This is a genomic window from Niveispirillum irakense DSM 11586, from assembly GCF_000429645.1.
GTDB lineage: Bacteria > Pseudomonadota > Alphaproteobacteria > Azospirillales > Azospirillaceae > Niveispirillum > Niveispirillum irakense.
This window is the reverse complement of record NZ_AUCG01000003.1, coordinates 13,990-35,990: the sequence shown is the minus strand read 5'-3', so window position 1 is coordinate 35,990 and position 22,001 is coordinate 13,990. Positions and strand designations below refer to the sequence as shown.

26 protein-coding genes, 1 tRNA gene and 1 pseudogene are annotated in these 22,001 nt (G+C 63.2%); 8 read left to right on the top strand and 20 right to left on the bottom strand.

What is annotated here, in order from left to right; all coding sequences use genetic code 11:
• Positions 1 to 231: 231 nt before the first annotated feature.
• From G473_RS0101630 to G473_RS0101620, 3 genes are all read right to left on the bottom strand, one after another.
• Complete coding sequence (locus G473_RS0101630; RefSeq protein ID WP_029011675.1) at positions 232 to 450, bottom strand: DUF1150 family protein; 219 nt, start codon at positions 448 to 450, stop codon at positions 232 to 234.
• A 104-nt stretch (positions 451 to 554) separates the two neighbouring features.
• A complete protein-coding gene (locus tag G473_RS0101625) occupies positions 555 to 1,025 on the bottom strand; it encodes an Hsp20 family protein (RefSeq protein WP_029011674.1) in 471 nt (156 codons plus the stop codon).
• Between the two features lie 400 nt (positions 1,026 to 1,425).
• Positions 1,426 to 1,680: a helix-turn-helix domain-containing protein gene (locus G473_RS0101620; RefSeq protein ID WP_029011673.1), complete on the bottom strand. Its 255-nt coding sequence runs from the start codon at positions 1,678 to 1,680 to the stop codon at positions 1,426 to 1,428.
• 97 nt (positions 1,681 to 1,777) lie between these two features.
• On the opposite strand from G473_RS0101620, the gene ybaL reads away from it, so the two are divergent.
• Entirely contained in the window at positions 1,778 to 3,544 is a 1,767-nt protein-coding gene (ybaL, locus tag G473_RS0101615) for a YbaL family putative K(+) efflux transporter (RefSeq protein ID WP_051329769.1), read from the top strand.
• 79 nt (positions 3,545 to 3,623) lie between these two features.
• Here the strand turns inward: ybaL and G473_RS0101610 are convergent, their stop codons facing one another.
• A complete protein-coding gene (locus tag G473_RS0101610; RefSeq protein ID WP_029011671.1) occupies positions 3,624 to 4,115 on the bottom strand; it encodes a hypothetical protein in 492 nt (163 codons plus the stop codon).
• Between the two features lie 62 nt (positions 4,116 to 4,177).
• Complete coding sequence (gene gluQRS, locus G473_RS0101605) at positions 4,178 to 5,059, bottom strand: tRNA glutamyl-Q(34) synthetase GluQRS (RefSeq protein WP_029011670.1); 882 nt, start codon at positions 5,057 to 5,059, stop codon at positions 4,178 to 4,180.
• A 326-nt stretch (positions 5,060 to 5,385) separates the two neighbouring features.
• Between gluQRS and G473_RS24505 the strand changes: the two are divergent.
• A pseudogene (locus G473_RS24505) lies at positions 5,386 to 5,928 on the top strand (HNH endonuclease); the annotation flags it as partial.
• Between the two features lie 201 nt (positions 5,929 to 6,129).
• Here G473_RS24505 and prfA read toward each other — a convergent pair.
• The 4 genes from prfA to map (G473_RS0101580) all read right to left on the bottom strand — a co-directional run bounded on the left by prfA (position 6,130) and on the right by map (G473_RS0101580) (position 9,879).
• Complete coding sequence (gene prfA / locus G473_RS0101595; protein WP_035705014.1) at positions 6,130 to 7,212, bottom strand: peptide chain release factor 1; 1,083 nt, start codon at positions 7,210 to 7,212, stop codon at positions 6,130 to 6,132.
• Positions 7,213 to 7,320: 108 nt separating this feature from the next.
• Positions 7,321 to 7,782, bottom strand: a complete 462-nt coding sequence (locus G473_RS0101590) for a spore coat protein U domain-containing protein (RefSeq protein WP_029011668.1) — start codon at positions 7,780 to 7,782, stop codon at positions 7,321 to 7,323.
• A gap of 322 nt (positions 7,783 to 8,104) precedes the next feature.
• A complete protein-coding gene (gene radC / locus G473_RS0101585; RefSeq protein WP_084437567.1) occupies positions 8,105 to 8,962 on the bottom strand; it encodes a RadC family protein in 858 nt (285 codons plus the stop codon).
• Between the two features lie 95 nt (positions 8,963 to 9,057).
• Positions 9,058 to 9,879 (bottom strand): type I methionyl aminopeptidase, encoded by an 822-nt coding sequence (gene map / locus G473_RS0101580; RefSeq protein ID WP_029011666.1) that lies wholly within the window; start codon positions 9,877 to 9,879, stop codon positions 9,058 to 9,060.
• Between the two features lie 221 nt (positions 9,880 to 10,100).
• Between map (G473_RS0101580) and G473_RS0101575 the strand changes: the two genes are divergently transcribed.
• Positions 10,101 to 10,787, top strand: a complete 687-nt coding sequence (locus G473_RS0101575; protein WP_051329766.1) for a tRNA-uridine aminocarboxypropyltransferase — start codon at positions 10,101 to 10,103, stop codon at positions 10,785 to 10,787.
• A 57-nt stretch (positions 10,788 to 10,844) separates the two neighbouring features.
• Here the strand turns inward: G473_RS0101575 and G473_RS30140 are convergent, their stop codons facing one another.
• Entirely contained in the window at positions 10,845 to 11,027 is a 183-nt protein-coding gene (locus G473_RS30140; protein WP_029011664.1) for a hypothetical protein, read from the bottom strand.
• 238 nt (positions 11,028 to 11,265) lie between these two features.
• Between G473_RS30140 and G473_RS0101565 the strand changes: the two genes are divergently transcribed.
• Positions 11,266 to 12,114, top strand: a complete 849-nt coding sequence (locus G473_RS0101565; RefSeq protein ID WP_029011663.1) for a hypothetical protein — start codon at positions 11,266 to 11,268, stop codon at positions 12,112 to 12,114.
• A gap of 103 nt (positions 12,115 to 12,217) precedes the next feature.
• Positions 12,218 to 12,303, top strand: a tRNA-Leu gene (locus G473_RS0101560).
• A 3-nt stretch (positions 12,304 to 12,306) separates the two neighbouring features.
• On the opposite strand, the gene map (G473_RS0101555) is transcribed toward G473_RS0101560, so the two are convergent.
• From map (G473_RS0101555) to G473_RS0101545, 3 genes are all read right to left on the bottom strand, one after another.
• Entirely contained in the window at positions 12,307 to 13,077 is a 771-nt protein-coding gene (gene map / locus G473_RS0101555) for a type I methionyl aminopeptidase (RefSeq protein ID WP_029011662.1), read from the bottom strand.
• 2 nt (positions 13,078 to 13,079) lie between these two features.
• Positions 13,080 to 13,286: a ParD-like family protein gene (locus G473_RS0101550; RefSeq protein WP_029011661.1), complete on the bottom strand. Its 207-nt coding sequence runs from the start codon at positions 13,284 to 13,286 to the stop codon at positions 13,080 to 13,082.
• A gap of 289 nt (positions 13,287 to 13,575) precedes the next feature.
• Positions 13,576 to 14,415, bottom strand: a complete 840-nt coding sequence (locus G473_RS0101545) for an isopenicillin N synthase family dioxygenase (protein ID WP_029011660.1) — start codon at positions 14,413 to 14,415, stop codon at positions 13,576 to 13,578.
• 114 nt (positions 14,416 to 14,529) lie between these two features.
• On the opposite strand from G473_RS0101545, the gene G473_RS0101540 reads away from it, so the two are divergent.
• A complete protein-coding gene (locus G473_RS0101540; RefSeq protein ID WP_051329765.1) occupies positions 14,530 to 15,657 on the top strand; it encodes a patatin-like phospholipase family protein in 1,128 nt (375 codons plus the stop codon).
• A gap of 9 nt (positions 15,658 to 15,666) precedes the next feature.
• Here G473_RS0101540 and G473_RS0101535 read toward each other — a convergent pair whose 3' ends face one another.
• Positions 15,667 to 16,098, bottom strand: coding sequence for a YccF domain-containing protein (locus G473_RS0101535; protein WP_029011658.1), 432 nt, complete (start codon positions 16,096 to 16,098; stop codon positions 15,667 to 15,669).
• A 205-nt stretch (positions 16,099 to 16,303) separates the two neighbouring features.
• Here G473_RS0101535 and G473_RS0101530 point away from each other — a divergent pair, with 205 nt between their 5' ends.
• Together G473_RS0101530 and G473_RS0101525 are read left to right on the top strand one after the other, a co-directional pair.
• Positions 16,304 to 16,543 carry a hypothetical protein gene (locus G473_RS0101530; protein WP_029011657.1) on the top strand — a complete coding sequence of 80 codons (240 nt, stop codon included), beginning with the start codon at positions 16,304 to 16,306 and terminating at the stop codon, positions 16,541 to 16,543.
• A gap of 181 nt (positions 16,544 to 16,724) precedes the next feature.
• Positions 16,725 to 17,375 carry a hypothetical protein gene (locus G473_RS0101525; RefSeq protein ID WP_154667211.1) on the top strand — a complete coding sequence of 217 codons (651 nt, stop codon included), beginning with the start codon at positions 16,725 to 16,727 and terminating at the stop codon, positions 17,373 to 17,375.
• A gap of 189 nt (positions 17,376 to 17,564) precedes the next feature.
• On the opposite strand, the gene G473_RS0101520 is transcribed toward G473_RS0101525, so the two are convergent.
• The 6 genes from G473_RS0101520 to fliN all read right to left on the bottom strand — a co-directional run bounded on the left by G473_RS0101520 (position 17,565) and on the right by fliN (position 21,999).
• The gene (locus G473_RS0101520) at positions 17,565 to 17,801 is read right to left on the bottom strand and encodes a hypothetical protein (protein ID WP_029011655.1); all 237 of its coding nucleotides are present in this window, start codon (positions 17,799 to 17,801) and stop codon (positions 17,565 to 17,567) included.
• A 151-nt stretch (positions 17,802 to 17,952) separates the two neighbouring features.
• Positions 17,953 to 19,461 carry a hypothetical protein gene (locus G473_RS0101515; RefSeq protein WP_029011654.1) on the bottom strand — a complete coding sequence of 503 codons (1,509 nt, stop codon included), beginning with the start codon at positions 19,459 to 19,461 and terminating at the stop codon, positions 17,953 to 17,955.
• Positions 19,462 to 19,487: 26 nt separating this feature from the next.
• Positions 19,488 to 20,507 carry a flagellar motor switch protein FliG gene (locus G473_RS0101510; RefSeq protein ID WP_210163202.1) on the bottom strand — a complete coding sequence of 340 codons (1,020 nt, stop codon included), beginning with the start codon at positions 20,505 to 20,507 and terminating at the stop codon, positions 19,488 to 19,490.
• Between the two features lie 2 nt (positions 20,508 to 20,509).
• A complete protein-coding gene (locus tag G473_RS0101505; RefSeq protein WP_029011652.1) occupies positions 20,510 to 20,857 on the bottom strand; it encodes an EscU/YscU/HrcU family type III secretion system export apparatus switch protein in 348 nt (115 codons plus the stop codon).
• Positions 20,854 to 21,636 (bottom strand): flagellar type III secretion system pore protein FliP, encoded by a 783-nt coding sequence (gene fliP, locus G473_RS0101500; RefSeq protein WP_029011651.1) that lies wholly within the window; start codon positions 21,634 to 21,636, stop codon positions 20,854 to 20,856. Before fliP ends, G473_RS0101505 begins: the two co-directional genes overlap by 4 nt.
• Positions 21,637 to 21,666: 30 nt before the next feature.
• Positions 21,667 to 21,999 carry a flagellar motor switch protein FliN gene (gene fliN, locus G473_RS24495; RefSeq protein WP_051329764.1) on the bottom strand — a complete coding sequence of 111 codons (333 nt, stop codon included), beginning with the start codon at positions 21,997 to 21,999 and terminating at the stop codon, positions 21,667 to 21,669.
• Between the last annotated feature and the right edge of the window lie 2 nt (positions 22,000 to 22,001).

Sequence of the window (22,001 nt, the reverse complement as noted above, 5' to 3'; positions counted from 1 at the left end):
GCGGCACGAAATCGTGACCTTGGTCAATCTTTCCTGCCCCTCAAGCGCCGGGCGGCGGCAGTCGCCGCCGTACGAATGCTCATGAATTAGGACCGTTCGTATTATTCATTGGCTTTCGAAAGCCGGACCAAACATCGGAAAAGAAAATGGCACCACCCGCGAAGGTGGTGCCATTGTTCTTCTATAAGGAGAAACCAGAAGCCGGCAGAGCAACAGGTGCGCGTTCGCTGCTCAATGCAGGCTCAGCGGCTCCATATCATGCTGGCGCACGGTGGCCATGGCCACATCCTGGCGGGCGACCACGGTCAGGGCCGTGCCATCGGCGGCATGGATGGCGAAGCCGGGCTTGCCCTCCAGCGTCACGGGCTTGACATAGGCCAGATCATTCACCCCGAAAGAGGCGAAATCCTTGGGGCTGAGCTGGCGAAGGAAATGGGTGGTCGGATTCATAGGTGCCACTCCTGGCATCGGCAATCGCCGGGAAAACCGGTTCACGTCTATTAAAAGACGAAAATCTGAAGAACAGGTTTACGGCCGCGATTGTCGTAAGATTTTCAACCCGCCCGTTCCGGCGACACATCGATGGTCTGCGGTCCGTCCTGCTCACCGGCAGCGTTGGTGCCGATCTTGATCGTCCGCACCTTCGGTTCCGGGATCGGGCGCCGCAGATCTACATTCAGCAGGCCGTTATTCAGGTCGCAGCCCATCACCTCGATCCCCTCTGCCAGCACGAAACTGCGCTGGAACTGGCGGGCCGCGATCCCGCGATGGAGATAGAGCCGGGATTTGTCATCCTGCTGCTTGCCGCGGATGACAAGCTGGTTGTCCTCCATCTGGACCTGCAGGTCATCGGCAGTGAAGCCGGCAACGGCCAGGGTGATACGCAGCCCATCTTCTGATGTCTGCTCAATATTGTAGGGCGGGTAGCCTTCATTCGCGTTCTTGGCGATCCGGTCGAGCGTGCGCTCAAACTGGTCGAAACCGAGAAGGAACGGGCTGTTGAACAGCGACAGACGGGTCGTCACAGGGCCATCTCCTCTAAAACGAGCGAGTTCGGACCGCCCGCCGGGACAGCAGATGCCCCCCAGGGTTACGGGCCGAAGGAGAAGCGGCCCGTACCGGCACCACCTCCCCATTTCTCTGCTTACATGGGTATTGTGCCAAGGCGGTCAAGGCAAGCCCCAAGCACATGCCCTTTGCGACTTATCCCATCCCCGCCCTGATCAGGGCGGCGGGCGCAACCTTGCGTCGGGAAATCCCCAGTTTTTGTGGATAAGTCTGTGAACGCGGCATGATTCGCTGGCTTCAGCCCTACGCCTCAACGCCTGCGCCCAAAAATTAGGCAGATTCAGGACAAGCGGATTCTTTCGCATGCTGACGCCCGCCTTCTCCCCTGATAGGGCCTGCATGGCGCCCGTGTCGGCATCAAAATGCGTCCCCACGGACCAGCCGGACGCCAGCCCCCAAGCCCGCTTCCATCGCCGGCAGCAGAATGACACCGGCTGTCACCAGCGACTGCACAAGCTGCGCCGCGCTGGCCCGCTGCAGCTCATGCCTGCCGGCCTCGAAATCCTTGATCGTGCTGCGGGAAAGGCCTGCCGCCTGAGCCAAATCCTCCTGGCTCCAATCCAGCAGCCCGCGGGCGGCCCGGCATTGAGCGGGTAAAATCTCCGTCGGCACGTTTTTCTCTCCAACCAGCCTTGCGCTGTCGAAAATTTCAACCATATTGGGTGAATATGGTCAAATTAGCGGAGAGGTCAAGGCTGCTTCAGCAGTTATGAAGGCCTCCGGTTGGAAGGCAGCGCTTATGCATCACGCACCATTGATAACAATGATTGTCGCCGGCATTGGGCTGGCATTCCTTTTCGGCGCCATTGCGCACCGGCTCCGCATCTCCCCCCTGGTCGGCTATCTGCTGGCAGGCGTCGTGATCGGCCCGGCGACACCCGGCTATGTCGCTGACGCCAGTCTGGCTCCGCAATTGGCGGAAATCGGCGTCATCCTGCTGATGTTTGGCGTCGGCCTGCATTTTTCCATCAAAGACCTGTTATCGGTTAAAGCCATCGCCATTCCGGGCGCCATCGTGCAGATCGGTTCCGCTACCGTCATGGGTATGGCGCTGGCCTGGATCCTGGGCTGGACCGTGGGGGCTGGTCTTGTGTTCGGTCTGGCCCTGTCGGTGGCCAGTACCGTGGTGTTGCTGCGGGCCCTGCAAGAGCGACGCCTGATTGAAACGCAGCGCGGACGCATCGCTGTCGGCTGGCTGATCGTGGAAGATCTGGCCATGGTGCTGGCCCTGGTGCTGCTGCCCTCCCTGGCCGGCTTCATGGGCGACAATGCCTCAGCAGGCGGCGAGGCGACGGCCTCCACCGGCTCTCTGGGCATGGCCTTGCTGATCACCTTGGGCAAGGTCGGCGCCTTTGTCGCTGTCATGCTGCTGGTGGGCCGCCGCGTCATCCCGTGGGTACTGCACGAGATCGCGCATAGCGGCTCGCGGGAGTTGTTCCGGCTGGCAGTTCTGGCCATTGCCCTGGGCGTTGCCTTCATCGCGGCGGAACTGTTTGGCGCCTCCTTCGCGCTGGGCGCCTTCTTTGCCGGCATGGTGCTGTCGGAATCGCCGCTCAGCCATCGGGCTGCGGAAGAATCACTGCCTTTGCGGGATGCATTCGCGGTGCTGTTCTTCGTCTCGGTCGGCATGATGTTCGACCCGACGACCCTCCTGGAACGGCCGCTACCCGTCTTCGCGACCTTGATGATCATCCTGGTTGGCAAGTCGCTGGCTGCTTATCTGATCGTCGTTGCCTTCGGCTATCCCCGCCGGACGGCGCTGACCATTGCTGCCAGCTTGGCGCAGATCGGTGAATTTTCCTTCATCCTCGCCGCACTGGGCATGCAGGTCGGTCTGCTGCCCCAGGAAGGGCAGGATTTGATCCTCGTTGGCGCCATCCTGTCGATCCTGCTGAACCCCGTCATGTTCACGCTGATCGACAAGTTCGGCCACAAGCTTGAAACGCCAGGGACGGCGGATGACGGCACCCCTGCCGCCCCGCAGGAGCCGACCCGCGAAGTTCCCGTCGCCAGCACCCTCACCGATCATGCCATCATCATCGGCTATGGCCGGGTTGGCAGCCTGATCGGGGAGCGGATGCGCAACGAGGGCATCCCCATCCTGGTCGTGGAAGACAGCGACAGCCGTGTTGATGCCCTGCGCCAGGAGGGGGTCGAGGTCTTGTCCGGCAATGCCGTGCTGCCAGAGATATTGGCCGCAGCCAATATCGCCGCTGCCCGCTTCCTGTTCGTTGCCATTCCGGGCTCGTTTGAGGCGGGGCAGATCGTGCGCCAGGCCCGTGCCACCAACAGCAACCTGACCATCATCGCCCGCGCCCATGCCGATGCAGAGGTCGAATATCTCAGCCAGCACGGCGCCACCACCGTGATCATGGGCGAGCGGGAAACCGCACGCGGTATGATCGAGGAGGCGCTGGGCGAAAAGTCGGCCATGGAAATGGCCGGAAAGCCGGTGGAAGAACAACAGTCCGCGTGACCAAAGCAAAAGGGGAAGGCGACCGCCTTCCCCTTTCTCTTTTTACCTGACCGATAACTGGTGCTGCGGGAACGTCCCCTCAGAACAGGTCGTCGATCTCGCTCTGGTCCATGGTGACCTCGGGATTATCATCCTGCAGAGAGCCGTGGACGATAGCACTGCCGCGATCCACCATGGCCTGCAAACGCTGCCAATAATCGCCTGCGGTGAATCCCAGCATGTCCGGATCGTCGCGCAGGGCGGACAAATTGGCCACCGCCTCCACGATCAGGCTGTTCATCTCGTTCACATTCTCGTCGAATGCTACCCGGAATTCCGGCGGCACATATTCATAAGCCTCGATGGCCAGCGGCGCAAAGGCCAGACCCGACGTTTCAAAATGCTGGCGATAGGTCTTGGGAATCCAGGCAACGATATCGTCCAGCATGTCGGGCATATCGCCCAGCATCGAGAGCAACATGATCACTTCATTGAAGTGATTGAAATAATCCGTCGATAACAGGGTCCTGTCATCGATGGTCGTGTTGCGGACGAGCAGGCGGTATTGGTCGAGCATGTTATCGTTCTGCATGGCGTGAGCATCCATACCACAAGTTTCCACGCAAACTGGTGAAAATGCATCTGTTCTGAAGGTTAATGGAAATTTTCGGCATTTGCCGATACAGGTCGCACACGCTGACGGATAGAGGCTGGGTCAAGGCCAGCTTCACGCAGTGCCCGCAGCGCGGTCGCACCATCCCGTTTAGACAACCGCACCCCTTCTTCATTCATCAGCAAACCATGATGGTGGTAGTCGGGCACAGGCAGGCCCAGCAGGGCCTGTAAAAGCCGATGGATATGGGTGGCGTGGAACAGATCCTCGCCCCGCGTCACCAGCGTCACGCCCTGCAAGGCATCATCCACCACAACGGACAGGTGGTAGGATGTCGGAACATCGCGGCGGGCCAGCACCACATCACCCAGCAGGCCGGCATCGGCAGCGATCAGCCCCCGCCCACGATCATGCCAGGAGAGCGGCCCGGTGAGGGCCACCGCTTTGGCCACATCCAGCCGGATGGCGTGGGACTCCCCCGCCACTACCCGCGCCGCCGCCGCATCGCGGTCCAGGTGGCGGCACAAGCCGGGATAGAGCGGACCTTCCGGCCCCATTGCCACCAGATGCGGCGCATTGCCGGCGCGGGCAATTTCGTCTGCAATATCCTTGCGGGAACAAAAACACGGATAGGTCACGCCCAGCGCGCCCAGACGGTCCAGCGCCGCCTGATAATCGGCCATATGCTCGGACTGGCGGCGCACTGGCTCCGGCCAGGACAGGCCCAGCCAGGACAGGTCCTCCCGCAAGGCGGCATCGAATTCAGGCCGGCAGCGATGGGGATCGATATCCTCGATCCGCAGCAGGAAGCGCCCGCCTGGCACCTGGCTGGCGGCATCCCAGGCGAACAAAGCCGATAATGCGTGACCGAGATGCAGATAACCGGTCGGGCTGGGGGCGAAACGGGTGACGATGCCGGACATGAACCAGAAGGCGAAGGGGTGGGGGAGAAGCGATCATTTGTCGCTACACCCCCACCCCCGGCATGGCAAGCACCAGATGCCCCACACCCCTAGCCCAAAAGGCCTACCACCACCAGAAATGGGGGCACAGCATCGGCACCAGCACTATCTATAGAGTGTCATTTTGATTGCGCGATCATGACAATTAACAAAACCGTCCCCGGCGGCCATTGCCAGGGAAGGGCCCGCGCGGTATATCAATCCGCACCCCGATGCAGGCCAGACCCGCATTTCCGCGCGGTCCGACATGTTTAGGGATTCCACGGAACAGCGGAAGGGGGTGAAGCTTGTCCCCACCTTTTGATGGTTGTCCGGCGTTGGTACTGAATGCGGATTTCCGTCCGCTCAGCTATTTCCCCTTGTCACTCTGGTCGTGGCAGGAAACGGTGAAGGCCGTGTTCCTGGATCGGGTGAACATTATTTCCCATTATGACCGGACCGTACGCTCACCGCAGATCGCCATTCGTCTGCCCAGTGTCATCAGTCTCAAGGAATATGTGCCGTCCAGCCGGCGGCCAGCCTTCACCCGCTTCAATGTCTTCCTGCGTGACCGCTTCACCTGCCAATATTGCGGGCAGCCGTTTCCAACGCAGGAACTGACCTTCGACCATGTCATTCCCCGCTGCCGGGGGGGCCGTACCAGTTGGGACAATGTCGTCACCTCCTGTTCTGCCTGCAATCTGGCCAAGGGCAGCCGGCTGCCGCATCAATGCGGCATGCATCCACGTCAGCCGGCTTTCGCGCCCACCGCCTATGATCTGCAGGAAAATGGCCGGCACTTCCCGCCCACCTTTCTGCATGAAAGCTGGCGCGACTTCCTGTTCTACGATCGGGTGGAAGAGGAAGCGTCGGACATGGGCGTGGCCGAGGATGCATCCGCCGACGATCCTGCCTTCCCGCATTCCATGACCAGTGCGGAATATTGGGGCGCAGAACTGGAACAGGGATAGACCGCGTCACGCAACCTGACGACGACGCAAAAGCGGCCCCGCCCTCCCCCTGGAAGGCGGGGCCGCTTCACTTTCATGGCATCATTGCAGCTCTGCCAGCCGCTCCGCCTCTTCCTGGGCGATCAGGGCATCGACGACCTCGTCGATTTCCCCCAGCATGAAGCGGTCGATCTTGCCGTAAAGCGTCAGGTTGATGCGGTGGTCGGTGATACGGCCTTGCGGGAAATTATAGGTGCGGATGCGTTCTGACCGGTCGCCACTGCCGACCTGGCTTTTACGGTCAGCCGCCCGTTCAGAGGCCAGCCGCTGGCGTTCGGCCTCATACAGCCGGGCGCGCAGCACCTTCAAGGCCTTGGCCTTGTTCTTGTGCTGGCTTTTCTCATCCTGCTGGGAAACGACGAGGCCGGTGGGCAGATGGGTGATGCGCACGGCACTGTCGGTCGTATTGACCGACTGCCCGCCCGGCCCGGAGGAACGGAACACGTCGATCCGCAGATCCCGCTCATCGATATGGACATCCACCTCTTCGGCTTCCGGCAGCACGGCAACGGTGGCAGCAGAGGTGTGGATACGGCCTTGCGTCTCGGTAGCGGGCACGCGCTGGACGCGATGCACGCCGCTTTCAAATTTCAGGCGGCGGAACACCGACCGGCCGGTGATGGTGGCGCTGGCTTCCTTGTAACCGCCAATGCCGGTTTCGCTGATTTCCATCACCTCGAAGCGCCAGCCCTGAAGCCCGGCATAGCGCTTATACATCTCGAACAGTTCAGCGGCGAACAAGGCGGCCTCGTCCCCGCCGGTGCCGGCGCGGACTTCCAGGATGGCGTTCTTCTCGTCCGCCTCATCCTTGGGCAACAGGGCCAGCAGGACCTTGCGTTCCAGTTCCGGCAAGCGGCGCTCGGCCTCGGCCATTTCCTCACGGGCGAGCGCCCGCATATCGGGATCATCACCTTCGGCCATGGCGGCCAGATCGACCAGATCGGTGCGGGCACGCCGCATCTCGGCAATCGTGGCGGCCACCGGTTCCAGCTCGGCATATTCCTGGCTGGCCTTCACAAAGGCATCCCCAGACAGGGCGCCGGATGCCAGCCCGTCACGCAGCTCGTCAAAGCGCATCAGCACTTTGGCCAGCGGTTCACCAAATCGTTGCTCGAAATCAGACACCGGACGCAAGCCCACCAACCAGGGGATCAAGGGCCTGGATATAGGGGATAAGTCGCGCCGGGTCACGCATCGGTTGAGAGGGGCGGCGCCAGGGCACCGCCCTGATCCTCACTTGGCGGCGATGGTGACGGTGATGGTGTCGGCGTAATCACCGGCGACATACTGTTCGGAGGCCGGAACGGTCACCTTCAGGTCGGCGCGCTTGTTGAACTGGGCGGTAGCGCGGTCCACGACCATCTGGGAGGTCAGCGCACCACCCTGGTTGTCGTAATTCACCTGATAATCGATCGTGGTGTTGCCGGACTTCAGCTTGCCGGAATTGGCGGAAGCCAGGGTAATCTTGTAGCCGGAGCCGGAATTGCAGCTCTCGGTCACGGTGCCGACCGTCTTCTGGTTCTCACCATTCTTCAGGTTCAGGCTCTGGCCCTGGTCCTGGACGCTGATGGTGCAGGAGAGCTGCACATTGCCGCGCAACTGGATCGTACCGTTCGCATTCTGCGCCATGGCGGGGGCGGCGGCGGCAACGGTGATCAGGGACAGGGCGGCGGCGCGCAGGGCGGTCTTGAACATTGGAAACTCCATCGGTTCGGTTCGTTTGGAGGCGTTTGCCTTCTTGCCAACCAATGTTGCAGCCGCGGTGCCAACCGCTGGTCGCAATACCAACCAATAAGAATCAATAACTTACGGCTACGGGCTCAAACCGATTGAATGTTGCAAAAAGCAATTTATTAAATAATGCAATTGCACTTTGCAAAATATTGCATAAAGCAACGACCTTTTCAGGACGCGGGCCAGCCCGGTCCCAAAACCTATCCTTTTGATCAGGGTCGATTGGGGGAAGCGGCGATGGTTGACCGCAACAACCAGGGGCCGCAAGGCCGCCTGACACGGCTCACATCAAGCCGGCACTCTTGAAACTGACATATTTGCCGCCCTTGCCGATGATGACATGATCATGCACCACAACGCCCAGCGTGCTGGCGGCGGTGACAATCTGCTTGGTCATGTCAATATCGGCGCGGCTGGGGGTCGGGTCGCCGGAGGGATGGTTATGGACCAGAATAACGGCTGAAGCGCCCAGTTCCAGGGTCCGCCGCACCACCTCGCGCGGATATACCGGCGTGTGGTCCACGGTACCGCGCTGCTGCACCTCGTCGGCGATCAGCGTATTTTTCCGGTCCAGGAACAGCAGGCGGAACTGTTCCACCGGTTCATGCGCCATGGCGCCGGCACAATAATCCAGCAGCTTCTGCCAGGAAGACAGGATCGGGCGCCCGATGACCGCCTGACGCGCCATGCGCAGGCCAATGGCGCCCACCACCCGGATGGCCGCCGCCACGGTTTCCGATAAATTGAAACGGGATTGAAGCTGGTCAGCCGGGGCCTGGGTCACGGCCCAGAGACTGCCATAGGCGGTCAGGAGTTCCTTGGCCAGCGGCTTCACATCCCGGCGGGGAATGGCTTGGAACAGCAGTAGTTCCAGCAATTCATAATCCTGCAGCGCATCCGGACCGGCGGTCAGGAACCGGCTGCGCAACCTGTCGCGATGGCCATGATAATGGGGCTTTTCTTCCGCCTCTCCTGCCATGGCTGGAGCGGCGGAAGGGGCACCCGCCGGCCCTTCGGGTCCAGACCGGTTGTTGCGACGGGCGGGCGGCGGTTCCCCATTGCCTGCCAGGGCCGCGGCCAGCAGATCGTCCATCGCGGCCACATCTGCTGCGCCATCCGTCGCTTTTGTGCGCTTCGCCATGCTACAGCCCTGATGTGCATGAATCCGTCCATACACCTGATTACAAGTGTAAAGGGACAGGTGCAAGCATCTCGGGGCTGTAACAGGGGTTGGTTTTATGCCGCGCTATAAGGCGGCTTGGTAAAGCCGGCGGGCGAGAGGGTGAAAATCTCGCATCCATCCTTGGTCACGCCGATGGAATGTTCGAACTGGGCCGACAGGCTCTTGTCCCGCGTCACCGCCGTCCAGCCATCGGCCAGCACCTTCACCTCGTACCGGCCGGCATTGATCATCGGCTCGATGGTGAAGAACATGCCTTCCTTCAGTTCCACGCCCCGCCCCGGCTGGCCATAATGCAGCACGGAGGGCGAGTCATGGAACACGCGGCCCAGACCATGGCCGCAGAAATCACGGACCACGGAATAGCGGAAACTCTCCGCATAGGACTGAATGGCGTGGCCGATATCGCCCAGCGTGGCGCCCGGCTTTACCGCGGCGATGCCGCGCATCAGCGCCTCATAGGTCACATCGACCAGCCGGCGCGCCTTCAGCGGCACATCGCCCACCATATACATGCGGCTGGTATCACCAAACCAGCCATCCACGATGACGGTCACGTCGATATTGGCAATATCGCCATTGACCAGCCGCTTCGGCCCCGGAATGCCGTGGCAGACGACATGGTTGATGGAGATGCAACTGGCCTTGGTATAGCCCTTGTAGCCGACCGTGGCCGAGGTGCCGCCATTATCCAGCACGAATTGCAAGATCTTATCGTCCAGATCGCCGGTCACGGCGCCGGGCACGACAAAGGGGGTGATATAATCCAGCGTGGCCGCCGCCAAACGCCCCGCCCGGCGCATGCCCTCGAAATCCTCGGGCTTGTGGATCTTGATCGGGCGCCGTTCCTCGAAATCGTCGGCGATCTCGTCATTCATCACGTCAGGCTACTCTCTCGTTCAGCATCGGCGCCGCTGCCAGCACCATTTTCCATCATCGGGCCCGCCAGAGGCCCTTCCGGCAGCGACCTTACACCCCCTGCCCCGCCGGGCAAACAGCGCTGAGGGCCGCCCGCCCATGCGGGTGCCGGCAACGCGGGCCAGGGCAGCGGCGGAACCCCCTGCCGCAACAGGCCCGGCTGCGCTATGGTGCGCCCACCATGAGCGATGATCTGATCCTTCCCCCGCCGCCCCCGCCGCCGGAACCCTGCCCGATTTGCGGCAAGCCCCCGGACCTTTGCCTCTGCGCCGATCTGACGCTGGAGCGCACACGCCTGCAATTGCTGATCCTTCAGCATCCGCAGGAACAGGATGTGGAACTGGGCACCGCCCGGCTGCTCAGCGGCCAGATCGAAGGCGCGCTTGTCAAGGTCGGCCTGTCCTGGCCGTCCCTGTCCAAGCTGCTGGGCCGGCAGGCCGACCCCAAGCGCTGGGGCGTGCTGTTCATGGGCAGCAAGGAAGAAGTGGCAAAGGTGCCGCGCGGCGGCATCGCCGTGATGGGCCGCAAGGATATTCTGCCCGACAGCGATCTGGTGCTGGCCGACCTGGAAGGCATCGTCCTGATTGACGGGACATGGAGCCAGGCCAAGACCCTGTGGTGGCGCAATGCCTGGCTGTTGAAGCTGCGGCGCATCGTGATCCATCCGGATTTCCGTTCCGCCTACGGAACGATCCGCAAGGAACCCCGCCGCGAGAGCGTTTCCACCCTGGAAGCCGGCGCCTTTGTCTTTGGCAAGCTGGAAGGTGACCCCGGCTTGCAGGAGCGGCTGCTGGAACCGTTCGAGGAATTGTTGAAACGGTGGCGGAACCGTCGCCGTCGTCCGGCCAAGGTTGTTCCGGAATCATAATAACAAAGGGGCGGCGGCCTTTTCCTTTATGGGAGAGGTCGCCCCCGGCGGGCCGGGTCAAAAATTACCGAACGGCCCGAACAGGTGGTAGATAAACCCCGCCGCGGCAAATAATGCCAGCCAGATGGCGATCTTGGGCAATAGCCCGCCTTGGCGCAGCACGTGGCGCCCGCGCCCCCGCAGCACGATAATCAACACCAGGATGGAAGAGACGAGGGCGAGGAGCTGGTTCTCTGTCATTCCCTGGATGTGAGGCGGGCGAGCCCCCCTGTCAACCCCGGCCTGTTCATCCCCGCTGCCACCGGCACGGGGTTTGCTTTTAGTCACCCGCGCAGGTGCCGCATTGCGGCCCCAGGACAAGGCCGGTAATGCGGGCGGCCGCTGGATTTCTGCCATTTCCCGCCTGAACGCCTCGCCACGGCCCGGCAAAGCCTGCCGCGCGAGATGGGCAAATTTTGCCCAACCATAGGGGGATGGGATGGATATCCAGTCACTTCTTGCCCGCCGCACCCAATGGCAGCCCTTCGCCGCCACCGCCACCAGCGCTGCCCAAGCGACCAAGAACAGCGATGATGTCACCAGCAGCGACGCCACCAGCAGCAGTGCAACCGGGGAAAGCACCAGCAGCCAGGGCGGGATTACCGGGACAAAGGGAACGCAGATCGAGGGCCTGTCAAATCTGGAAATGCCCAGCGCTGACAGCGTGAAGCGGGACAAGGCAGCCCTTGGCAATGAATTGCAGATGGTGCTGGGTATTGCTGGCATCCGCAGTAGCCCGCCCATCACCTTCACCCGCGATGAACAGGGGGAGCTTGATGTCACCGCCGACGATCCGAGGCGCGCAGACATCATGGCCGCCCTGGATAACCAGCCGGACCTGAAACGGCGCCTGGGCAAGCTGGTGGGCGACGCCCAGTTGATGGAGCATGCGGCGGCGCAGGCCGGCTGGTATCGCCAGATCAATGCTGGTACGGCAGAAGCCGACGCCAATCGCAACCTGATCTCCGCCGCCAAGCAGATCGACGCGGCCAGCGGTTTCACGCTGGAGGGCAATGAATTGTCCCTTGAGGTCACCGGCATGGGTGAAAAGCTGATGCAGGCTGGCGTTGCCCCGCCCACAGATGATGAAAAAATGTGGCGCGAAACCCTGCGCCTGACTGAGCGCCCCCGCCTGTCCGACCCCGCCGCCCGCCCTGGCAGCCCGGAAGCCCGTAAACGGGATGATGAGGAGGATGAAGACAACCAGCGCCACGGCAAGATCATCGGCCAGAATCTGGCCAAGAGCCTGTCCACCGGCCAGGATGGCGGGACCGCCCAGGCGGCTTGATCCTTATGTCAGAGCAGAAGGGGTCGGCGCCTGCCACATGGGCTTGCAGCCGGCCCCCTGTTCAGCTAGGTTCCCCGCCGGCTTAGCGTCCTTGCACGTTTGGGCCCGCTTGGCGGAATGGTAGACGCCACAGACTTAAAATCTGTTGTCCTCCGGGGCGTACCGGTTCGAGTCCGGTAGCGGGCACCATCTTTAAGCCATTGCCGCCTTCTCATCCCGGCGCAGGGTCAGGACTTCAACCCCGGTTTTCGTCACCGCCACCGTATGCTCGAACTGGGCGGAAAGTTTGCGGTCGTCGGTCACCACGGTCCAGCCGTCGCTTTCCGTTGAGACTTTGCGGGTGCCCTGATTGACCATCGGTTCGATGGTGAAAACCATGCCTTCCCGTAATTTCATGCCGGTACCGCGCTTGCCGAAATTAAGGATTTGCGGCTCTTCATGCATGTCCCGGCCGATGCCATGGCCGCAATAATCCCGGACGACGGAATAGCCACTCTTCTTGGCATGCTGTTCGATGGCAAAGCCGATATCGCCCAGATGCGCGCCCGGCCGGACCTGCCGGATGCCCTGCCACATCGCTTCCTGCGCCACCCGAACCAACCGCTTCGCCGCCGGGGAAACCGTGCCGACCATATAGGTCTTGCTGGAATCGGCGATGAAGCCATCCTTTTCCAGCGTGATGTCCAGATTGATGATGTCGCCGTCACGGATGATGGTATCGGCATCCGGCACGCCATGGCAGACGACATGGTTGATCGAACAGTTCAGCACATATTGATAGCCATATTGCCCCTTGCTGGCCGGGCGGGCGGCAAGGTCCACGCTGATGAAACGATCCACCAGATCATTCACCGCCATGGTGGACATGCCGGCCAGATCCAGCCCGTCCAGCATCTCAAATACTGAGGCCAGCAAGCGCCCAGCGGCCCGCATCAGCGCCAGTTCATCGGGGGTTTTCACCATGATCAGGCCACCGCCAGATCGGTCAGCCGGACCTGCGCCGCCGTGAGCTGCATCTTCACGATTTCATTGAAGGACAGGGTCGGGTGCGCCTCGGCCAGCATGCCGATCTTCATCCAGAATTCCGCCTGCGCATTGATCGACCGGCACATGACCGTGGCGGCCCGGCGGGCCTCCTCATGCAGATCATCGTCGATTTTCACAATGCCCATCAGCCGCCCCTCTTCATCAATATATGATCCGTATATGGTTCATATAGTCGTCGTCAAGGGTAGGGCATAAAGAAAGGCGCCGGACCTTGACGGTGCCGGCGCCTGGGTACGGATAAAGCCTTATTGGGACTTATACCAATCCGCCGAAGGATTGCCCCTTGGTCAACCCTTCGACGACCTCAGGCGCCGGCGCCAACATCAGTTGGCTTGGCTAACGCGGCACGTGCCGCGCGGCGGCAGTCGCCGCCGATCCCAATCCGCCATGAGTCAAGCTCAAGGCGGATTGGTATTACTTCTTCAGGCCAATTTCCCGCAGCCGCTGGTCCAGGAATTCCCCTGCCGTCAAGTCCGCCGACAGGCGCACATCGGCGCGCGGGTGCAGAAACATGGGCATGGAATAGCGGGAGACATTATGTTCGGGTGGGGGGTTCACCACCCGGTGCGGCGTGGCCGGGATGTAATTGCCCGAGGCCAGCTTCAGCATGTCACCGCCATTGACGGCGATCATCCCGGCATCGCACGGCACATCATACCAGGTGCCCGCCGTATCCTGCGCCTGCAAGCCCGGCTCCGACCCCGTCACCAGCAGGGTGATCAGGTTGATATCCTCATGCGCGGCGGCGCGCACGGCGCCGGGCTCGTACCCTTCCCCGATGGGTGGGTAATGCAGCACGCGGAACAGCGACCGGTCGGATCCGTGCATCATGCTGGGCAGCGGTTCAAAGAAGCTGTCGCGCACAGTCGCCGGCACCTGATCCTGAATCCAGCCCAGCAGCGTATCGCCCAGGCGCGCCAGATCGGCATACATCCGGTCGGTTGCGTCCTTCACCCCCGGCGGCAGGCGACGGCCAGGATAGACATGGTAGAATTCCTTCAGGTCCTTGACCGCGCTATCCTTGGCATTTTCCGACTTGAACGGGAAATAGCCGTCCTGATGGGCGGGATCGAAGGTGTAATCATGTTTCTCCGCCCCAGCGAAGAAGCCTGACCAGACCTTATACAGATCACCGATCAGGCCCTGGTCGATCGGGTGGTTGCGCAATACGGCAAAGCCGGTCTCATGCATGGAGCGCACAAACTGTTCCGGCGCGTCCGGCGCCTGGAAATCCACGGTGGCGATAGTGAACATGGGTCCTGCCCTTATGGTCCGCATTGTCAGGGTTGGTTGCAGGCACTATCACCATGCGGGCCGATCCGCCGTCAATAGCGGGCGGCACCGCCGTATCGGAACCGGGGATATGACGTGACCGCCACCCACCCCAGCCCTTTCATCATCCCCGTACGGGATAATCAGCCCCTACGCCTGCTGGCCGGGCCGGAAGCGATGGAACGCATCCGCCGCGACGGGCTGCATGAGGATCTGTTCGATGTGGTGGCGGGTGCGTCCGGCGGGGCGAAATGGCTGGGGCTGACCCGGCTGGATCAGGCCCTGTTCGGCCGTTGGTTCCGCAGCCGCACCCGGCCTCTGCATATGGTGGGCAGTTCCATCGGCACCTGGCGTTTTGCCTGCCTGTCACAGCCCGACCCGGTGGCCGCCTGCAAGCGGTTTGAGGATGCTTATCTGGATTATGCGGTCGAACCCCCGGTCACATCGGCTGAGTTGACGGACCATTGCCGCCAGTTCCTGGAGATTATTTTCGGGGCCGACGGGGTGGCCCATATGGTGGAGCATCCCTTCATGCGCCAATCCATCCTGGCCGTGCGCGGACGGGGGCCGGTGCGGCCGGGTTCCCGGCTGGGGCTGGGGGCAGGGCTGGCGGCGGCAGGGCTGGCCAACAGCATCAACCGCCGGGGCGTGGGCCTGTTTTTCCAGCGCACCATCATCCATGACCGGCGCGACCCGCCGCCCTTTGATTGTTCAGGCGATTTCCCGTCACAGCGCGTGGCGCTGACAGTGGGCAATGCCGTGGCGGCGCTGCTCGCCTCTTCCGCCGTGCCGTTCGTCTTTGACGGGGTGGCAGCCCTGGAAGGGGCGCTGCCGGGGCTTTATCTGGATGGCGGCATCCTGGATTACCATCTGGACCTGCGCTTCACGGCGCCGGGTCTGGTGCTTTACCCGCATTTCAGTGACAGGATTGTGCCCGGCTGGTTCGACAAGCCGTTGCGCTGGCGCCGCGCCCACGCGGCCAACCTGTCGCGGACGCTGCTGATCTGCCCGTCCGCCAACTTCACCGCCGGCCTGCCCCACGGCAAAATCCCCGACCGGGGCGATTTCAAGCGCATGCAAACCGCCGCCCGCCAGCGTTACTGGCGTCAGGCGGTGGCGGAAACCGACCGGCTGGCCGATTACTGGCTGGAAGCGGTGGAAAAGGACCGGGTGCCCGACCTGCTGGCCCCGCTGACACCAACCGGGGCGGCAGCGGGTCGGTAAGCACCAGCCTTAACGCCGCCCATAAATCATGGCATCGGCCACTTCCCGGTCGACAATGGTCTTGCCAATGGGGGCCAGCGCCAGCCCGGCAAACTTGAAATGCTGGAAGCCGAACGGGATGCCGATGATGGTCAGGCAGAAGCCGATCCCCAGGATCAGGTGACCCAGCGCCAGCCAGATGCCGGCAAAGATGAACCACAGGATATTGCCGATCGTCCCCAGCGGACTGGTGCCGAGATCCCCCCGGCCGGTCAACAGCTCCCGGTCCACCGCCACCCGCCCAAACGGCCAGAGCATGAAGATGGCGATATTGACCGCCGCCCGCGCCCAGGGAATGCCGACAATGGTGATGACCATGAAAAGCGCCGCTGTCAGCCAGCCGAGAGCCGCGGCAAAGCCAAAAAAGAACACCCACAGCACATTGAGCAGCAGATTGATCATCGGGGCATTCCCCTTTCCCTTAACGGAACCGGCCTCCATCATGCCTGAAAGCGGCAGGGAGGGAACAGCCAATCCGGGGCCGGCAGAAGGAACCGCCGTCCCCGCCAGCGCCCCACGCATGGCCCCCTGACCGAAAGGTCTGCCGGGCCCGGTTGACGGACTATCGGTCCGAGGGTATTTTGGGGGAGATCAAGTGAGGTGGATTATGGCCATCAGCAGCATTTCTTCTTATGCCTCCCAGGCTGTCGCGCAGAGCCCGACGGTCCGGACGACGGATGGCGGCTTCCGCGCCCAGCCGGTGCAGCCTGTTGAAGCGGCGGAGCGGGAAACCACCGCCCAGCAGCAGCAGGAAACGGCGCAGAATACCGAACCGACGGAGCAGGAGCGCCAGCAGGCCCTTCAATCCGGTCGCACACGCGGCAGCTTCGTCAACATCACCGCCTGATTTCTGTTCATCCGCAGAATCAGATGCTTTCAGGGTCGGGTTTTCCCGGCCCTTTTCGTATCCGCTTCCCGCAGGTCCGCAACCACCCTTCGTTGTGACATTTTAGGGCCTGCCCCCTGGTTTACCGGCCCTTAAGCCGCTTTAGGTAGAGTGGCTTTCCTTCCAGCCGCAGGGGACGGCGGTGCGCAGTCCATTCTTTGAGAAACGCCGCCAATTGCGGGAGCCGGTGGAATCCGGGTCCGTGCGGGTCGGCGATTACATCATGCCCCTGGTCAACTGGAGCCAGAACGGCCTGCTGATGCATGCCGATGATCCGCCGGCCCAGCGCGGCGGGCGTGTCTCCGCCCAGGTGGAGCTGCTTTCTGCTGGCCATCGCTTCACCTTCCCGGCGGAACTGCGCGTGGTACGCTGGCAGCCGGAAAGCCATATGCTCGCCGCCTCCTATGTCTGCCTGGATGTGCCGGAGGCGCGCCGTATCGCCACCCATTTTCAGCCGCGGATCAGCCGGCCCCATTTTATCGCCGACCGGCAGGCCGATCTGGCGGCCAAAGCCAGCACAGCGGAAAAGCCCCCGCCGCCCAAGCCGGAAGGAACCCGCAAAGACGCCCAAAGCGAACCACCTGGCGGGGAGGACACGGTACGGCTGGCCGATATGGTGATCGCGCAAAAGGAAGTGGCGGCGCTGAAGGTCGCCTTCGCCCGCCTGTTCCACCCCGATACCGCCGTGCGGGATGAGAGCTATCCGCTGCGGGTGGAAATGTTCAAGCAATTCTGGGCGGTACTGGAGGCGGCAGACAGCCGCCTGAAAGGCCGCAAGCCCAGCGGCTCCTGACAGGATATCAGCCAGAGCCCGGATGATAAAAAGGCCGGATTGCAGTGCCCGGCCCCAACATACCCAATCATTCTCGGCCACTATGCCCGCCCAGGGTATCCGCCTCTTCTGATGCGGCTGGAAAACCCTGATCGCCGGCGCGGTTCTACCGGTTCCAAGATGAAGGTGCCGACGCCCCTCATCCGCAATTCAGCAGCGGCCAGCCGTATCCGCCGTCAGCAGGGTCTGGGTCAGCATAGCCCGCTGAAGGGCCGGCACATGGCCAAGCCCATCCGGCACGTCCAGATTGTAGCTGACCAGCTCCGCCCCTTCGGCGAGGCAGGTCAGCATCTGATGGAGGCGGGCCAGCGCCTGCTCGTCGCTGAGCTGGGCCGCACTATCCAACAAGCGGTGTAATTCGATCTGAAGCGAAGCAACCAGAGACATCGGTTCCTCCTATACAATGGCACCGGAAAGCACGGCGCTTTCCGACGTGGTATTTTTCCTAAAATTTGATACGAACCGGGTTAAAGCGGCGTTAAAAACGGCGCAGCCCGGCAATTTGGCAGCTAAATATCAGGCAGCACCTGCCTGAATATCAGGCCCTATGGTCCTGGAGAGGCAGGCCCGCCGCCGGCATCAGGTCCGGCAGGAAGGGGCCACGCCCCCAATGCAGCCGCAGGCTGGTCTTCATGTCCATCCGGATCAGCGCCTTGTCCACCGCCTCCTGAAACAGGGAACGGGTGGACCCGTCAGGCAGGGCGGAGACGGAAAGGTCCAGCACCAGACGGTCGGCCACACCGAACCCGCGCAACTGCACCGGCCCCAGCAGGCTGAGTTCCAACCCCAGGGTGAAGGCGGTGGCGGGTCCCCCCCCTTCTCCCGGCTGTTCCGGTGTTGCCTCATCCCCATCAACGGGCATGACAAGGCCGGGCATGGTCGCCAGCATCATGACCGATGGCTTGTCCCCATCATTGAACGGCACCATCAGCGTGGACCAGATGGACCCATCCGCCGCCATGCGCGGCTTGGGCACCATCGCCTCTTCCACTTCGGCCAGTGCCGCCGCCTCGCTGCGGGTCAGGTGGCGCACCTGATCATCCCCCAACCAGGCACGCACGCCGCCATTGCGCGCGCCAAAGAGATAAAGCAGCAAAGCCACCCCGCCCAGCCGGTCGGCGCGGGGCATGAAGGCAGCCATGCGGGCCATCATGCCGGGATGGGCCAGCGCCTGGGCCAGCACCAGATCGGGCCGGGGGGCCGCCGGATCGGCGGGGGCCGCCAGGGATGCCGTGGCCAGGGAAAGCGGGTCCGGAGCGCTGGCAGGACGGGCCCGACCATCCTTGATGGTATCGGCCTGTCCCTGCAACAGGGCCTGCCGCTGCAGATCCTGCATGCCGGCCTTGGCTTCCTTCGCCACATCGGCCACCGCCTGGGGAGCCAGGGAAGCGGCGATCCCCCGTTGCGGGTCGGCCGCCGATGCCGGCGCCCCCACCGCGACCGGGCCGGGCTTGGGCACCTGCACCGCACCGGCAGTGGCCACCAGGGGCGTATTCACGGCCGGCGCGTTCGCCGCCTGTCCCGGATTGGGCGGGGCCGCTGCCGGCGCGGCATTGACGGGCGCGACCACCGGGCGCGGCGCGGCCGAACTGCTGGCTCCCTGAGCCCCCGCCGTGGCCAGGAAGCCGCGCAAGGCCAGTTCCGCCCCGCCGCCGGGTGGGCGGGCATTTGCGGTAGGGACCGGCCGTTCCGCCGATGTCTGAGGGAGAGCGGGTGTCGCTGCCTGCTGGATATTGCCGGCCCGCGCCCCCGGTCCCAGCACCAGCGACACGGTGGAGCCGGAAGGCAATTCCGCCGGCCACGCCCCCGGCACGGGGCGCAACAGGACATTGCCAAAACTGGTGGTGAGCGGCACTTCGCCACTGGGAAGGGCGGTGCCCAGCGTGCCGGTGACAGTCGTCGCGGAAGACAGGTTCAGTTGCGGCGGACGGGCCAGCACCGCCGCCTGCATCGGCAGGGCCGGCGGTTTCGCCGCTGCCGCCGGGGAAACAGGGCCGGTCGGGGGGATTGCCCCCGTGGCCCCGGTGCTGAACCTGTCCGCCGCCATGATGTGCTACGCCCCGCCCTGGCCGATCAATAGACCAGCATATTGGCCTGATCGCCATTGTTGGTGATCAGGATCTGGCCATCCTCGGCCAGTTGCTTGGCGGTGCGCAGGATGGACAGGCGCGCAGCCTCCACATCGCTGGCGCGGACCGGGCCCATCAGCTCGATCTCGTCGCGCACCAGATTGCCGGCGCGTTCGGACATGTTGCCCAGGAAATGGATCTGCATGCCATCGTCCAGCCCCTTCAGGGCCAGGGCCAACTGGGCCGTATCGCAATTGCGGATCAGCACCTGGATGGCCTGCGGCTCCAGCTTGCCCAGATCCTCGAACGTGAACATAAGCTGCTTGATGCGGTGCGCGCTTTCCGGCATGCGCCGCTCCAGCGGCTCCATGATCGTGTCGAACAGGCCCTTTTCGGTACGGTTGAGGATTTCCGCCATGATGGCGTGGCTGTCATGGCCCAGGGTACGGACATAATTGGCCATGAATTCGCTGCGCAGGGTCTTTTCCACATCCTCCAGCACGTCGCGCGGCACCGCTTCCATCTTGATGATGCGCGAGACCACCATCTGCACCAGATTCTGCGGCAGCAGGCCCAGCACCTTGGCCGCATGCTCCGGCCTGATCTTGGTCATCACCACGGCGATGGTCTGGGGATGTTCATTGCGCAGGTAGGTGGCCAGCACCTGCTCATTCACATTGCTCATCTTCTCCCACATGGTGCGGCCGGCGGGGCCGCGCATGTCGGCCATGATCTCCTGCACCCGGTCACCGCTGAGGAACTTGGACAGGAACCGTTCGGTCGTATCGAAGGTGCCGGCCAGTTCGCCCGTGCCGGAGAAACGGTGGGTGAAATCCTGGATCAGCCGCTCCACCACCTTGCCCGACACGGTGCCAAGCCCGGCCATGGAGTAGGAGACTTCGCGGATCTCATCATCCTCCAGCCGTTCCATCAGGCGGGCGCCGCGCTCCTCGCCCAGCGCCAGCAGGATGACGGCGGCCTTTTCAAGCCCGTTCAGGGTCTTGTGATCGCTGCGTACTTTCATGATCAACGGTCTCCGCTGGGCATAAGGGGGGCCGGCGACGGGGTGGCGCTTTCCGCCATCTCCCCGGCCAGCCAGTTATTCAGGCGGTACAGGTGCCCCAGCACCTCGGCCACAGCCATGATGGCTTCCACCGGGATGTCGCTGTCCGGCTCCACCGCCGCCAGCAGGGTGGCAAGGTCGCTATCCTCGCGCACGGGGATGCCATGGGCGAAGGCCAGTTCCACGATCCGTTCCGCCACGGCGCCCCGGCCGCTGGCCGTGACGCGGGGCAGCGCATCATCCCCGCGCCGATACTGCAGGGCGGCGGCGCGGGCGCCCATATCCGGGCGACGGGTGGGCAGATCGTTCATCCCCCACCCCCATAGGACCGCACAAGGCTTTGCGCCACCAGCAGCCAGCCATCCACCAGCACGAAGAAGATGATCTTGAATGGCAGGGAAATGACCACCGGCGGCAGCATCATCATGCCCATCGCCATCAAGACGGCGGCGACGATCATGTCGATGACCAGGAAGGGCAGGAACAGCATGAAGCCGATCTCGAACGCCCGCCGCAGCTCCGAAATCACGAAAGCGGCAATCAGCGTGCGCAGGCCGGGCTGCTGTTCGGCCACCGGCTGACTGGGGGATGACTGCCCAGCCGGTGGCTGGCCCAGGCTGTTGGCCAGGGACTGGAAGGCTTCCAGATCCTTGGGCCGGACATGGGTCATCATGAAGGCGCGGAACGGCTCCACCGTGCGTTCCAGCGCCTGTTCCTCCACGATCTGGCCATCGACCAGGGGCTGCACCCCTTCGGTCCAGGCGCGGTCCATGGTGGGGGCCATGATATAGGCCGTCAGCAGCAGGCCCAGCCCCACCAGCACCATGTTGGGCGGCGTCTGCTGCAGGCCCAGGGCGGACCGCAGCAACGACAGCACCACGACAATACGGGTGAAGCTGGTGACCATCACCAGCAGGCCCGGCGCCACCGACAGCACGGTGATCAGCGCCACGGCCTGCACCAGCCGGCCGGAGAAGGCGGCACCGCCGCTGCCGGCATCCAGCGTGATGGATTGCGCCATGGCCGGCGGGCAGACCAGCGCCAGCAGCAGCAGGGACAGGATCAGGAAGGGGAACCGGGCCGCAGACATCAGCCGTCCTTCTGAACGGGGGGCCACGGGTCAGATCAGCCCGAGTTCGCTTTTGACAATCTCGGTCATGGTGACCCCGAGATGGCCTTCATCGACAATCACCACCTCGCCACGGGCGATCAGCCGGTCATTGACATAGACATCCACCGCCTCGCCCACCTTGCGGTTCAGTTCCACCACGGCGCCACGGCCCAGCTTCAGAAGCTGGCTGACCGGCATGGTGGTGCGGCCCAGCACAACCTGGACATTGACGGGCACATTGAAGATGGCCCGCAATTCATCCCGGTCCTGGGGCGAGGCCGTTTCGGGCTCGTCAGCGGCCGGGGCGGCGGTGGCGCCGGGGAAAGTTCCCTGCTGGCTCATGG

Excerpts from the sequence above, each read along its gene's own strand:
- G473_RS0101545 (WP_029011660.1), bottom strand. The coding sequence starts at position 14,415 with ATGTTCACTATCGCCACCGTGGATTTCCAGGCGCCGGACGCGCCGGAA.
- G473_RS0101520 (WP_029011655.1), bottom strand. The coding sequence starts at position 17,801 with ATGTCTCTGGTTGCTTCGCTTCAGATCGAATTACACCGCTTGTTGGAT.
- G473_RS0101550 (WP_029011661.1), bottom strand. The coding sequence starts at position 13,286 with ATGGGCATTGTGAAAATCGACGATGATCTGCATGAGGAGGCCCGCCGG.
- fliN (WP_051329764.1), bottom strand. The coding sequence starts at position 21,999 with ATGAGCCAGCAGGGAACTTTCCCCGGCGCCACCGCCGCCCCGGCCGCT.
- G473_RS0101610 (WP_029011671.1), bottom strand. The coding sequence starts at position 4,115 with ATGCAGAACGATAACATGCTCGACCAATACCGCCTGCTCGTCCGCAAC.
- map (WP_029011666.1), bottom strand. The coding sequence starts at position 9,879 with ATGAATGACGAGATCGCCGACGATTTCGAGGAACGGCGCCCGATCAAG.
- G473_RS0101505 (WP_029011652.1), bottom strand. The coding sequence starts at position 20,857 with ATGAACGATCTGCCCACCCGTCGCCCGGATATGGGCGCCCGCGCCGCC.
- G473_RS0101530 (WP_029011657.1), top strand. The coding sequence starts at position 16,304 with ATGGCCATCAGCAGCATTTCTTCTTATGCCTCCCAGGCTGTCGCGCAG.
- G473_RS0101565 (WP_029011663.1), top strand. The coding sequence starts at position 11,266 with ATGGATATCCAGTCACTTCTTGCCCGCCGCACCCAATGGCAGCCCTTC.
- gluQRS (WP_029011670.1), bottom strand. The coding sequence starts at position 5,059 with ATGTCCGGCATCGTCACCCGTTTCGCCCCCAGCCCGACCGGTTATCTG.
- G473_RS30140 (WP_029011664.1), bottom strand. The coding sequence starts at position 11,027 with ATGACAGAGAACCAGCTCCTCGCCCTCGTCTCTTCCATCCTGGTGTTG.
- G473_RS0101535 (WP_029011658.1), bottom strand. The coding sequence starts at position 16,098 with ATGATCAATCTGCTGCTCAATGTGCTGTGGGTGTTCTTTTTTGGCTTT.
- G473_RS0101510 (WP_210163202.1), bottom strand. The coding sequence starts at position 20,507 with ATGAAAGTACGCAGCGATCACAAGACCCTGAACGGGCTTGAAAAGGCC.
- fliP (WP_029011651.1), bottom strand. The coding sequence starts at position 21,636 with ATGTCTGCGGCCCGGTTCCCCTTCCTGATCCTGTCCCTGCTGCTGCTG.
- G473_RS0101590 (WP_029011668.1), bottom strand. The coding sequence starts at position 7,782 with ATGTTCAAGACCGCCCTGCGCGCCGCCGCCCTGTCCCTGATCACCGTT.
- G473_RS0101575 (WP_051329766.1), top strand. The coding sequence starts at position 10,101 with ATGAGCGATGATCTGATCCTTCCCCCGCCGCCCCCGCCGCCGGAACCC.
- radC (WP_084437567.1), bottom strand. The coding sequence starts at position 8,962 with ATGGCGAAGCGCACAAAAGCGACGGATGGCGCAGCAGATGTGGCCGCG.
- ybaL (WP_051329769.1), top strand. The coding sequence starts at position 1,778 with ATGAAGGCCTCCGGTTGGAAGGCAGCGCTTATGCATCACGCACCATTG.
- G473_RS0101515 (WP_029011654.1), bottom strand. The coding sequence starts at position 19,461 with ATGGCGGCGGACAGGTTCAGCACCGGGGCCACGGGGGCAATCCCCCCG.
- G473_RS0101630 (WP_029011675.1), bottom strand. The coding sequence starts at position 450 with ATGAATCCGACCACCCATTTCCTTCGCCAGCTCAGCCCCAAGGATTTC.
- map (WP_029011662.1), bottom strand. The coding sequence starts at position 13,077 with ATGGTGAAAACCCCCGATGAACTGGCGCTGATGCGGGCCGCTGGGCGC.